Origin of the sequence: Actinoplanes sp. NPDC051343 (assembly GCF_044455125.1) — a bacterium.
Classification (GTDB): Bacteria; Actinomycetota; Actinomycetes; order Mycobacteriales; family Micromonosporaceae; genus Actinoplanes.
In genome coordinates, this window is the sequence record NZ_JBITEL010000020.1 from 89,560 (window position 1) to 101,805 (window position 12,246).

The following is a 12,246-nucleotide window of genomic DNA, read 5'->3' on the forward strand; positions in this document are numbered from 1 at the left end:
TTCCGCAAGCGGTTGCAATGTGCCACCACTCTGCCTAGCGTGTGGGAACCGGCCGCAACCAGTGCGAGGGACCAACGACAGGGATGACCGATATCCAGAAGCAAGTTCAACGTCAGATCGATACGCTGGTCAGCACCGGCGCGGAGACCGGTCTGCAGGTCGCCGCCTTCCGGGACGGCGAGCTGATCGTCGACGCATCGGCCGGCACGACCGCTCCCGGCACGCCGATCTTCGGCTTCTCCACCGGCAAGAACGTGACGGCCACGCTCGCGCATTTACTTGTCGCACGCGGTTTCCTCGACTACGACAGCCCGCTAACCGATGTCTGGCCGGAGTTCGGTGTGCGCGGCAAGGCCACGGCGACACTGCGGCACGTGCTGACCCACACGGTCGGTCTCCCGGCCATGCCGCCCGAGATCACCCCGGCCGACCTTCCCGACTGGTCCACCGTGTGCGGGTCGCTGGCCGCCGCCGAGCCGCGGTGGCCGCCGGGCGCCGCCACGGGTTATCACTCCTACACCTTCGGCTATCTCGTCGGCGAGCTGGCCCGGCGCGCTACCGGGCGGCCGATGCGCGAGTTGCTGCGGGAATGGATCACGTCGCCGCTCGGTATCGAAGGGCAGATCTTTTTCGGCGTCCCGGACGAGTCGCTGCCGGGACTGACGCGTCTCGACCAGCAGGCGCAGCAACGGCCCACGGGTGCCGTCCTCGCTCCGTGGGAAAGCCGGCCGAGTGCCGAATTCGGCAACAACCATCAGATCCTGCGGGCCGATATACCCTCGGTCGCTACCGCCACCGCGCACGGTCTTGCCGCGATGTTCAACGCCGTCCTGCAGGGCAAGCTGGTGGATGCCCCCCGGCTGGCGGAACTGTCCGCGCTCGCCTTCGAGGGAACGGACCAGGTTTTCGGCACTCCGGCGCGGTTGGCGCTGGGATTCCCGCTCGGCCGGATCGGCGCCCCGCCCGAAGAGCACTCCGTGGCATTCGGATGGCCGGGCGGCGGCGGAAGTTATGCCTATGCGGACCCCGCGAGAGGGGTCGCCTTCGCGCTGACGAAAACCCGTCTCGTTCCCGACTTCGACACCGCGCTGTCGGTCACCACCATCCTGGCCGACCATCTCGCCGGGACCTGAATTCGCCACCGCACAAGGAGAAACCCATGGCCGACCCTTCGACCGCGCCGCAGACCACCCTCGGACCGTTCTCGTCGCCCGGCGCCGGTCCGACGCCGTGGGAGGCAACGGAATGGGCACTGCGCCGAATCCAGAAATTCCAGCTGTGCACCGTACGCCGTGACGGCCGCCCCCACGTGACACCGGTGCTGGCGATCTGGACGCTCGGCGCGATGTGGTTCACCACCGGCGACAACGAGCAGAAGGCCAGGAACCTCAGCGCCAACCCGCACTGCGCGCTGGCCGCCGGAACCGGCACCCTGACCGGCACGGACCACATCGTCGAAGGCACCGCGGGGCTGGTCACCGACCAGCCCACCCGGGAAGCCGTAGCGACCGCGTTCGAACAGGCCTACGGCTGGCAGCTCGCCCGCGAGGACGGGACCTGGTACCAACTGGGCGACGCCGTTCGGGCCGGGAACGTCCAGCTCTACCGGGTGCGGCCGGACAAGGGATTCGCGTTCACCACGGGCAGCGATTCGTCGCAGACCCGCTACCGCTGGAGTTGAGCACCCGGCCCCGCTAGCGAGGCGTCGCGCCGTCGAGCGGTCGAGCGGTCGTTGCACGGTTCCTCCGATGAGTTCCGGTGTCGCGGCCGGTCTGCCTGTTGGCATCCACGATGAACGGAGAACATCATGACCGCGACCTACACCTTCGACGTCTTCAGCAGCCTCGACGGGTTCGGCACGGCCGTCAGCGGCTGGGGCGGCTACTGGGGCAAGCAGGGTCCCGAACTGCTGGAGCATCGCCACAACCTCTACAGCGAACCGCAGCGGATGGTTCTCGGGGCGAACACCTACCGCGCGTTTTCGCAGCTGCTGGCCTCCGGCGAGGAGGAGACCGTGCACGACGCCTGGGTCACCCGCTTTCGCAACCTGCCCGCGACGGTCGTGTCGAACACGCTGGAGGGGAAGCTGGACTGGCCGGACGCGACCCTCGAGAAGGGTGACGCCGTCGACGTCGTGGCCCGGCTCAAGGAGGAGTCGGACGTGCCGCTGCGGTCGCACGGGAGCCTGTCGATGAACCGGGCTCTGATGGCCGCCGGGCTCGTCGACCGGGTGCAGGTGTCGGTCTTTCCGGTGATCACGGGGCAGACCGGTTCCGACCCGATCTTCCGCGGGGCGGCCGACTTCGACCTGGAGCTGCTCGAGAGCCGCACGCTCGACGGCCGCATCCAGGAGCTCGTCTATCGGCCCACCCTGCACCCCTCGGAGTGACCAGCCCGGCATCGTGGGCCACGGCCTGAACGAAGCGACTCCGACCGGGGCGAACGGCACCGGAGAACCGGTCCGATAGTTTCGGAATCGACACCGTCCACATAGTTGATCTTCAGGCGCCCAGGCTCCGGGTTTACGGCGGCAAAGCGGGCCGATAATTTCGGCAACGGTCCGGAACTTTGGTGGTTGACTTTCTGCACCGAGACTGAAAACAATATGACTCAGCGACGGTGATCGATCACAGTCCTCACCCTGAACCTTCCTGGGAGCGTGTGTCCCGGCGGCCCGAACCTCCGGCCGAGCTGCTGGGACACGCCCTCCAGAAACGGGCGGACGCATCATGGACATCCTCATCGTGGGAGCGGGTGTCGGTGGCCTGGCACTGGCCAACGGGCTGGTGACCGACGGCCATCAGGTGCGCGTGTTCGAGCGGGCCGACGCACCGCGCACCGACGGTGCCGCGGTCACCATCTTCAGCAACGGCGCGGCGGCCGCGGCCGGCCTCGGCGTCTCTCTCGACGACCTCGGCGCTGCGATCGACACGCTCGGCTTCTTCGACGCCGACGGGCGCGCGTTCGCCCACGCCGACATGACGCTGCTGCGCCGGTGGACCGGCTACCGGGTCGCGACCATCCCGCGGGCCTCGCTGCTGCGACGGCTCGCGGCCGGCCTTCCGGCCGAGACGATCAACTACGGGCGGCAGGTGCACACGGTCGAGACCGCCGGTTCCGGCGCCGCGGTGGTCACCGCCGACGGCGTACGCGAGGAAGCCGCGCTCGTCGTCGGCGCCGACGGCGTTCGATCGGCCGTGCGACGGGCCCTGCTCGGCTCGGCCGAGCCGACCTTCAACGGATGGGTGAGCTGGCAGGGGCTGACCGTGGCGATGCCCGAACTGGCGGCCGGCGCCTACGCGCGCTGCGTCGTCGGCGAGGCCGGGCTCTGCGGCCTGATGCCGGCCGGTGGCGGCCTGGTGCAGTGGTGGTTCGACGTCGACGGGCCGGTCCCGGCCGGGCGTCCGGTGATCGGCTGGTTGCGGGAGCGGTTCGCCTCCTACGCCGACCCGGTCCGCAAGCTCCTCGACGTGCTGACCGAAGCCGACGTCCATGCTTTCCGCCACGCCGTTCACCAGATTCCGTCGGCCTGGGGTGCCGGCTGCGCCACCCTGCTCGGCGACGCCGCGCACGCCTTTCCCCCGTCCCAGGCGCAGGGCGCCAACCAGGCCCTGGAGGACGCGTGGACGCTGCGCCGGGCGCTGTCCGCCTTCCCGGTCCCGGACGCTTTACGCCGATATGAGCGCGTCCGGGCCCGTCGTGTACGCCGCATCTCCTCGCTGGCAGCCTCCGAGGTCACCAACAAGCCGCCGACCTCTGCCGGCCGGTTGGCCGCCCACCTGATCAGCCCGGCGATGTTCACCCGGCTGCAGCTGATCACGATCAAGCGCTGCAGCAGCGTTCTCAACCACGACCGGCTTTAAGAATCCCGGCGGGCATCAGTAGACTCCCGGACCGTATGTCTCTCTACAGCAGCGAGCGCCTGCACACCCTGCGCGTGATCGTGACCGGCGGCGGCACCGGTGGGCACACCTATCCGGCGCTCACCACGGTGACGACGCTGCAGCGTCGTCTGGCCGAGACCGGCGCCGCCCCGGAGGTGCTCTGGGTCGGCGTGGCGGGCGGCCTCGAGAGCAAGATCGCCGAGCGTAACCACATCCCGTTCCGGGCCATCACCACCGGCAAGCTGCGCCGGTCCACCAGCCCCAAGGATCTGGCACGCAACTTCGTCGACGCGTTCCGCATCCCGATCGGCGTCCTGCAGGCCGTGCTGACGGTCGCCCGCACCAAGCCGGCGGTCGCGCTGAGCACCGGCGGCTACGTCTCGGTGCCGATCGGCCTGGCCGCCAAGCTGTTCGGCGTGCCCTACCTGCTGCACGAGCAGACCCTCAGCCTCGGCCTGGCCAACCGCATCCTGGCCCGCGTCGCCACCCGCATCCTGCTCAGCCACGAGGCCTCCCTCGAGCACCTGCCACCCAAGGCGCGCGCGAAGGCCGTCGTCACCGGCAACCCGATCCGCGCCGAGGTCTTCCAGGGCGACCCCGCCCGGGCATACCAGGCGTTCAACCTCGAGCCCAACCTGCCGCTGGTGCTGGTCACCGGCGGCGCCGCGGGCGCGCAGCAGATCAACCGCATGCTGACCGGCGTCCTCGGTGACCTGCTGCAGTACTGCCAGATCGTGCACCAGTGCGGCAGCCTGAGCTACACCGAGATGCAGCAGGTGGCGGCCTCGCTCCCGCCGCAGCTGGCCGCCCGCTACCACGTGCTCGACTTCATCCACGACGAACTGCCCGACCTGCTGGCGGCCGCCCACATCGTGGTCGCCCGCAGCGGCGCCGGCACGGTCGCCGAGCTGACCGCCCTGGGCAAGGCCTGCGTCCTGGTCCCCTACCCGTTCTCGGCCGCCGACGAGCAGCGCGTCACGGCCCGCCACCTGGCCGCCACGGGAGCCGCGGTCATGCTGGACGGCCCGACGGCCACGCCGGAGGAACTCCGCACCGCCATCCACGGCCTGCTGGCCGACCCGCACCGCCGCGAGGCGATGGCGCGGGCCGCCCGCACCCACGGCAAGCCCGACGCGGCCGACCACGTGGTCACCGAGCTGCTGGCGGTCAGCGCCCGCTAGCTCCCGCGTCAGAAGGTGGCGATCGGGTTGACCGGGCTGCCGGACGTACCGGCGAAGCGGACCGGGGCGACGGCGAGCTGGAAGTCCCACTGGCCGAGTTCGGCCGCCGTCGTCGCGCACAGCTCCAGGTCGCAGTTGTCGAGCAGCCACAGTCCCATCGCGACGAGGCTCACGGCGTGAACCGGCATCAACACGTCGTCGTACCCGGACGGCTGAACGTCCTGCGGGGTGTCGGCGCCGATCAGCGCCACCTCCCGGTCCCGCAGCCAGGGCAGGCAGGACGCGTGCCAGCCGGCCTGCGTGAAACCGCTCGCCTCGCCGGTCTCGTGCCGGAAGCGGCCGTAGCCGGTCCGCAGGAGCACCGCATCGCCGGACCGCACCCGCACACCCTGGCGACGCTCGGCCTCCTCGAGATCGTCGGGAAACACACCCTGCCCCGGTTCCAGCCACGGCACGTCGCGGACCCCCGCGATGTCGAGCAGGACACCACGCGTGATGATGCCGTTGGCCGCCGCCGTGACCGCCGCCCACGCCGAGCCGGTTGCGGCGTCGACCATCGAGTGCGGCCGCCCGTTGTACATCGTGCCGTCCCAGAAGATGTGGCACGGCGAGTCGACGTGGGTGAGGGTGTTGCCGTGGAACGTGATGCCGAGCCGCTCGGACGAGAAGCCCCAGCGCCGGTCGGCGTGGAAGGACACCGGCATGTTCCCGGCCCCTGGCATGTCGGCCGCGCACGGGCACGTCGTCGTCGACCGCTCCATGTCCTGTGGGACGGCCACCTCCCACGCGCACGACACGCTCCGGCCGTGGCGCACAGCCCGGGCCGCCGCCAGCCGGACCTCGTCGGTGATGTGGTTCAGGGTCCCGAGTTGGTCGTCGTCGCCCCAGCGTCCCCAGTTCGACAGTGTGTTGAAGTAGCCGAGCACGTCGTCCTGTGCAGGCATCCGTCGCCCTGCCGTCATCCCAGCACCGACTCCTCCGGTCACGCGGTTCGAAACACCGGGGGCAGGATATCCCGGCTTCCGTTTGCCGGTAGTTCGTGACGCGAACTACCCTGGCGCGGTGACCACCCGGCTCAGCACCATGGACGCGCTCGCCCAGCTCTCGTTCCTGATCCACGGCACCCTGTCCGAGGTCGCCGGCGAGCACGACCTGTCGGTGGTCCAGACCCGCCTGCTCGGCGTCCTCCGCGACCGCGAGCCGACGATGCAGGAGCTGGGCCGCTTCCTCGGTCTCGACAAGTCGTCGATCAGCGGCCTCGTCGACCGCGCCGAGCGCCGGGGGCTGGTCCGGCGCATCCCCAGCGTCGAAGATCGCCGCGCGGTGCGCGTCTCCCTCACCGAGGACGGGCGCACGCTGGGCGGTCAGGTCGCGCTTGCGTTCGAGGCGCGCATCGACGCGTACGTCGTGGGCCTGCCGACCGCGGAGCGGGAGGAACTCACCCGGCTCGCCACCCGCGTCGTGGCCGACGACGCCCAGCGCCGAGCCCTGCCGAACTGATCCTGGCGCCGGGCCCCGCCGGAGGAAGGCCGGCGGGGCCCGGTTCGGGCGTGGGTCAGACGGCGCAGGTGTTGCCGTTGAGGGTGAAACCAGTCGGCCCGGCGTTGCTCGCCTTCCACGAGCCGATCATGCCGATGGTGGCGGTGGCGCCCGGCGCGAGCGTGCGGTTCCAGCTCAGGTTGGTCAGCGTGACCGTGGCGCCGGACTGGGCCGCCGCGGCGTTCCAGGCCGAGCCGACCTTCTGGTCGCCGCCGAAGGTGTAGGCGAGCGCCCAGCCGTTGACCGGGGCGGTGCCGGTGTTGGTGAGCGAGACCTCGGCGACGAAGCCGCCGGTCCAGTTGGAGGTGATGCGGTAGCCGGCCCGGCACACCGGGTTCGGCGGCGGCGTGGTGGTGGCGGTGTCGGCGCTGACCGTGTTCGAGGCGATCGACACGTTGCCCGCCGCGTCGCGGGCCCGCACATAGAACAGGACGCGGGCGCCGCCGGCCGGCGCGGCGTAGCTGGTGCCGGTGGTGGAGCCGGCCGGCTGCGACGTGTACCAGCCGTCGAAGCGGTAGACGTCGTAGGCCACGACGCCCACGTTGTCGGTGGACGGGGTCCAGGTCAGCGTGCTGCCGTCGGTGGTCAGGTTGCCGGGCGCACTCGGCGGCGTCGTGTCGGCCGCGGTGTCCGAAGCCGGCGTGACCACGACGACCTCGTTCGAGGCGGCCGATTGGTGGTTGACGTCGTCGAGCGCGCTGACCCGGAAGAAGTACTGCTGGCGGGGGGAGATGCCGCCGGTGATGGTCGCCGTGGTCACGTTGCCGACGTTCGCCGTCCGGATGACGTCATCGAACGCCTGGCCGTACGTGACCAGGTAGTGGTCGACCCCGCAGCAGCCGCCGGAGGAGGCGTTCCAGGAGAGCGTGACCGAGTTGGCGTGCACGGCGGTCGCGGTGAGGTTGCCGGGCACGCTCGGCGGATAGGGAGACGGGTTGATCGGCCCCGACGGCAGCGGCGGGGCCGAATCACCGGGCGTGGTCGGCACGGACGCCGTCGGGCCGGGCGCGAAGCCCGGTGCATTGCCCTGCGCGGCGGTTCCGGCGACGATCCCGACCCCCGTGAGGGCCGCCGCGAGGACGACCGCGGCAAGGATCCTTCGTGGACGGTTCGACATCTGTCGACGGTCACCCATATATCGATGGCCGTCAAGCTACTGCTGAGGTCAGTCGTCGGAGCAGCAGGCGTGGCGGCTCGTCTCGACCCAGTGCGGGTCGTGCCACCAGAAGCCTTCGCTCCTGGTCCGGTCGATGACCGGCGCCGATCGGCGCGGCGCCGACCCTCCGAACGGGGCCATCAGGTCGGCCGGGGTGTGCAGGACGCCGTTGGCCATCACCTGCTGCACGTCGGCCGCCCGCTTGATGTCGGTGAGCGGGTCGCCACCGAGCACGACCAGGTCGGCGAGGTAGCCGGGGGCCAGCCGGCCGAGCGGCAGGTCGAGGAACTCCCCCGACACCCGGGTCGCGCTGCTCAGCGCCTCCCACGGGGTGGCGCCGTACTCGACCATGCCGCGCAGGTTCATGTGGGTGCTCACCGCGGTCGGGACGATCGGCGAGTCGGTGCCGGTGACGACCGTGCCGCCGCCCCGGATCAGGCGCAGGACGTGCGCGACCTGCCGGGCCAGGTTGGCCAGGTTGGCGGTCTGGTCGGTGGCGCGGGCCGATGCCAGGGAGGCCTGAAGGTTGGCGTACTCCCAGCTCGGATAGAGGGTCTTGACCCGCTCGTCGACCACCAGCGAGTCGTCGGTGGCGAGCAGGAACAGCGAGTTGAACAGGGTCGGGGTCAGCGACGCGCCGGTGGCCAGGAAGATGTCGGCGACGTCGGAGTAGACGGCGCCGAGCGCGCTCACCGTCCGCGAATAGCCCAGCCGGTTGGTGGCCCCGACGTGCTCCATGCCGTCGCCGCCGATCGCCAGGGCCGGGTAGTGGTAGTGCGAGGTCGCCGGGATGCCCTGCCGGTGGGCCCAGTCGATGACGGCCCGCTGCCGGGCCGCGGACAGCCGGACGTACGCCTTCATCAGGTCGTAATCGAGGGCCGCGGCCCTTTCCAGCTCGAGCGCGAGCTGCCCGTCGGAGAAGGTCGGCCGCATGAAGTTGTAGAAGATGCGGGAACCGTCGATCGCCTCGCCGGTGGCCAGGTAGCGGGGGCCCAGCCGGGCGCCGGACTGGATCGACTCGCGCTCCTCGACCATGTGGTAGGCCGGGCTGCCCGGCGAGCGGGTCGTGGTGATGCCGAGCGAGAGCCAGAGCCGGCCCTGGCGGGCGCCGTACGAATAGCCCTGCATCTCCCGGTGGTGGTGCATGTCGATGATGCCGGGTATGACGACCGAGTCGCGGACGTCGACCTGCACCCCGTCGCGGCCGGCCCGGTGCGGCTCGACGGCACTGATCCGGTTGCCGTCGACGACGATGTCGATGTCGCTTTTCAGGGTCTTCGAAGAGCCGTCCCAGACCCGCCCCGCGCGAATGACCGTACGCCCGCGGGGTGAGGTGTTCGCCCAGCTCAACCTGACCGGAACCGTTCTCGGTTCGCCGCCGGCGGCGGCGACCAGGCGCAGCCGGCCGTTCGAGAGGTAGAGCAGTGTGCGGGAGTCGCCGCTCCAGGTCGGTGCGTCGGTGACCTCGCGGGTGACCTGCCGCGGCGGCCCGGTGAACGTGCCGTCGGGGGCGACCGGCGCGACCCAGAGCACGCTGGCGACCACGAACGCGATCCGGGTGCCGTCGGGCGACCAGACCGGTCCGTCGTCGCCGCGGGTCTGTATCGAGCGGTCGGTTAGCGGGTCCTGGTAGCGGCCGGCGCCGGTCGCCCGGTCGATCAGCAGGATCTTGCTGAGGCCCTCCCGGTAGCGGGCCGAGTAGGGCACGATCGCGGCCAGGGCGACCGTCCGGTTGTCGGCCGACCAGGTCGGGCGGCCGGGTTCGAAGGTGGCGGCATAGATCTTCTCGACCGCGCCGGTGGCTACCTCCACCGTGTAGACCTCACCGGTCTGGTCGAGGAACGCCAGGTGGGCACCGTCGTGGGACCAGCTGCCGGAGACCGCGGCGGCGTTCGGCAGGGTCGTCAGCTGCCGATCGGCGCCGGTGCGGAGGTCGCGGAGCCAGATGTCGAGCTTGCCGGACCGGTCGGTCGAGTAGGACAGCTGGCGGCCGTCGGGCGACCAGGCCGGATGCGACTTCCACCCGGGGCCGGTGATCTCGCGCCGCGGCTTCTGCCCGATCTCCATGATCCAGATGTCGTTGAGGGCGCAGAAGGCGACCTGCCGGCCGTCCGGGCTCAGGACCGGGCTGACCAGGCCTCGGACCGGTTTCGGCGTCGTCGAGTCGAAGTCGCGGTGACGCTTGCGATAGGTGGGCCGCCGGATCGTGGTGACGGCCGTGAAGCCGATGCGGCCCTTGCCCGTCCCGCCCCGGAGGATGCTGCCGTCGGCGGTGTAGAGGAACTCGTTCGCGGAACGCCAGGAGACCCGGAAGGGGAAGACGTCCTGGCCGGTGATCACCGGCGTGCTCTGGCGCCACAGCTCGCTGCGCCCGTCAACGACCTGGGTGTAGATCAACTCGTGCCCGTCCGGGGTCCATTCGGGGGCGTGCAGGACCGTGCCGGCGGGGACCGTGACGGCGGTGGTCCGGGCGCCGGTGGCCATTTCGACCACATCGATGCGGGTGTTGGCCACGACGAAGGCGAGCTTGGTGCCGTCCGGCGACCACGCCGGTTCGTAACCGTCGGCCACCGGAGTGATCTTGCCGTTGTCCCAGGTGTAGACGCCGTAACTGCCCGATCGATCGGACGAGAAGGCGATCGGCCGCCCGGCCGGGTGGAAGCGCGGCTCCCGATGGTCGAACGGTCCGCTGGTCAGGCGCGTGAGCTTGGAGCCGTCCGGGCGAATCGTCCACAGATCGAACGACCCCTTCGCGTACGCCTGGAAGGCGATCTCATCGCCGCCGGGCGCCCAGTCGGGCTGGGCGATGTCCATGAAGTCACTGGTCAGCCGCTTTGCCGGGCCGCCGGCGGCCGGGATCAGCCACAGCACGCCGAGCAGGTCGAGCGCGATCGTGCGCCGGTCCGGCGAGAGGCGGGCCGCCAGGTCGGTGCCCTGGTTCAGGGCCAGCGACTTGGCTCCGGCCTTCGCGGCCGCGGGGGTGGGCACGCCGATCAACGCGGCGCCGGCCAGGCCGGCGCCTCCGGCGATCACCGAACGCCGAGGGATTCCCGTCATCGATCCGTTCCTTCCGTCGAGGTGCTCAGTCCTTCGACGAGTCTCGATGCCTTACCCACGGGTTGTCACCCCGTCGTCATGCCAGACGGGACTCGAGGTGTGCGCGAGTGGCGGGCCAGTCGGCGGCGACGATCGCGTACATCGCCGATATCGGAACCCGAGAAAGCTCATGAACCCTGCGCCGCTGCCGATCGGGTCAGATCGAAGCCGAGCCACGGCCCGAGGAGGATCATGCGGATACGTCTGTTGAGCGACTCGTGCGCCCGCGGCTGGGCGACCTGGGGCCACGGCGAGCTGTGGCTGACCGAGGAGGCGCTGGTCCGGATCGGCAAACGCGCGCCCGCCTCACCCATCCTCAAGGCGCTGACCGTCGGCCGGCCGAGCCAGGACGAGATGGACGTCCGGTGGGACTCCTGGGCCTACTACCTCGCCACCCACAACGACGTGCAGGTGCTGGCCTTCGAGCAGATCCTCGCGGCGAAGCTGACGGCGGGGGTGGCCACGAGCAGCCTGGCCGTCCGGCTGCGGCACGGACCGAAGATCAGGCTCCTGTGGAAGCGGACGCCGGGCACACTTCAGGCCCTCCGGGCCGCCCTGCCCGCTTGACAGGGCACCCGGTTCATCACAGCCTGGCGGGATGCAGCTAGGACATCTCGGCCTGCCCGTCCGTGACTACGAGCGCAGCCTGACCTTCTACGCCACCTACTTCGGTTTCGACCCGGCGACCGCCCAGAAGTACGGGGACGGCACCGTGATCGTGCGCAACGCCGACGGGTTCGACCTGGCCCTGCACCCGACGGCCGCCGCCATCACCGCGCCCGAGTTCCTCCACTTCGGATTCATGATGGCCGCCCCCGGTGAGGTCCGCGCGCTCCGGCAACGCCTGGCCGAGCAGGACGTGCCGGTCGTCGAGGAGGACGACGAACCCGACCTGGTCTCCTTCAAGTGCCTCGACCCGGACGGCTGGCGGGTCGAGGTCTACTGGGAACGGAAACCGGTCGACAACCCGTCGATGTTCGAGTCGCACCCGGTCGACGCGGTCGCCGCGCTGCTGCCCGACCACGACCGGGCCGAGGCGGCGCTCGAGGAGATGAGGAAGGCGGGCATCGACCTGGCCGACGTCGAGTTGCTGCACGGCCCCGGGGGCATCGCGACCCTCGACGAACGCGGCACCGGCCACGGGCTGAGGGCGCACCTCGTACGCCTGCTGCAGAAGTGGACCTACTACGAGCAGATCCTGCTGCTGTACACGGCCGGCATGCGGCACGGCGGCGCCGTGATCGTGGCGCCGTGCACCGAGGAGCGCAGCAAGACGCTGGCCGCGCTCCTGCTCCGGCACGGCGCCCGCTCGATCCACTACTTCGGTTTCGAACGGGTCGAAGACCTCAGCGGCGCCTAGCCGGCGCAATCCGGGGGTACACCACCGCAC

Annotated in this window: 11 protein-coding genes; 8 read left to right on the forward strand and 3 right to left on the reverse strand. The window is 70.7% G+C overall.

Translation table 11 applies throughout. The features are described from left to right. Positions 1-41: 41 nt before the first annotated feature. The 5 genes from ACIA5C_RS43995 (at position 42) to ACIA5C_RS44015 (ending at position 5,065) form a co-directional block, all read left to right on the forward strand. The gene (locus tag ACIA5C_RS43995; RefSeq protein WP_396066360.1) at positions 42-1,133 is read left to right on the forward strand and encodes a serine hydrolase domain-containing protein; all 1,092 of its coding nucleotides are present in this window, start codon (positions 42-44) and stop codon (positions 1,131-1,133) included. A 26-nt stretch (positions 1,134-1,159) separates the two neighbouring features. Beyond that, the gene (locus ACIA5C_RS44000) at positions 1,160-1,681 is read left to right on the forward strand and encodes a pyridoxamine 5'-phosphate oxidase family protein (RefSeq protein ID WP_396066362.1); all 522 of its coding nucleotides are present in this window, start codon (positions 1,160-1,162) and stop codon (positions 1,679-1,681) included. A gap of 126 nt (positions 1,682-1,807) precedes the next feature. Then, complete coding sequence (locus tag ACIA5C_RS44005) at positions 1,808-2,389, forward strand: dihydrofolate reductase family protein (RefSeq protein ID WP_396066364.1); 582 nt, start codon at positions 1,808-1,810, stop codon at positions 2,387-2,389. A gap of 340 nt (positions 2,390-2,729) precedes the next feature. After that, positions 2,730-3,863, forward strand: a complete 1,134-nt coding sequence (locus ACIA5C_RS44010; RefSeq protein ID WP_396066366.1) for an FAD-dependent oxidoreductase — start codon at positions 2,730-2,732, stop codon at positions 3,861-3,863. A 35-nt stretch (positions 3,864-3,898) separates the two neighbouring features. Continuing rightward, positions 3,899-5,065 carry a UDP-N-acetylglucosamine--N-acetylmuramyl-(pentapeptide) pyrophosphoryl-undecaprenol N-acetylglucosamine transferase gene (locus tag ACIA5C_RS44015; protein WP_396066368.1) on the forward strand — a complete coding sequence of 389 codons (1,167 nt, stop codon included), beginning with the start codon at positions 3,899-3,901 and terminating at the stop codon, positions 5,063-5,065. Between the two features lie 8 nt (positions 5,066-5,073). On the opposite strand, the gene ACIA5C_RS44020 is transcribed toward ACIA5C_RS44015, so the two are convergent. Beyond that, the gene (locus tag ACIA5C_RS44020) at positions 5,074-6,009 is read right to left on the reverse strand and encodes a cyclase family protein (RefSeq protein ID WP_396066370.1); all 936 of its coding nucleotides are present in this window, start codon (positions 6,007-6,009) and stop codon (positions 5,074-5,076) included. A 118-nt stretch (positions 6,010-6,127) separates the two neighbouring features. On the opposite strand from ACIA5C_RS44020, the gene ACIA5C_RS44025 reads away from it, so the two are divergent. Beyond that, on the forward strand, positions 6,128-6,565 hold the full coding sequence (locus tag ACIA5C_RS44025; RefSeq protein ID WP_396066372.1) for a MarR family winged helix-turn-helix transcriptional regulator: 438 nt from the start codon (positions 6,128-6,130) through the stop codon (positions 6,563-6,565). 55 nt (positions 6,566-6,620) lie between these two features. On the opposite strand, the gene ACIA5C_RS44030 is transcribed toward ACIA5C_RS44025, so the two are convergent. Together ACIA5C_RS44030 and ACIA5C_RS44035 are read right to left on the reverse strand one after the other, a co-directional pair. Then, entirely contained in the window at positions 6,621-7,721 is a 1,101-nt protein-coding gene (locus ACIA5C_RS44030; protein WP_396066374.1) for a cellulose binding domain-containing protein, read from the reverse strand. Between the two features lie 48 nt (positions 7,722-7,769). Next, positions 7,770-10,817, reverse strand: coding sequence for an amidohydrolase family protein (locus ACIA5C_RS44035; protein WP_396066376.1), 3,048 nt, complete (start codon positions 10,815-10,817; stop codon positions 7,770-7,772). A 231-nt stretch (positions 10,818-11,048) separates the two neighbouring features. Between ACIA5C_RS44035 and ACIA5C_RS44040 the strand changes: the two genes are divergently transcribed. Next, complete coding sequence (locus ACIA5C_RS44040) at positions 11,049-11,423, forward strand: hypothetical protein (protein ID WP_396066378.1); 375 nt, start codon at positions 11,049-11,051, stop codon at positions 11,421-11,423. A gap of 31 nt (positions 11,424-11,454) precedes the next feature. Then, the gene (locus ACIA5C_RS44045) at positions 11,455-12,216 is read left to right on the forward strand and encodes a VOC family protein (protein ID WP_396066380.1); all 762 of its coding nucleotides are present in this window, start codon (positions 11,455-11,457) and stop codon (positions 12,214-12,216) included. Positions 12,217-12,246: the final 30 nt, after the last annotated feature.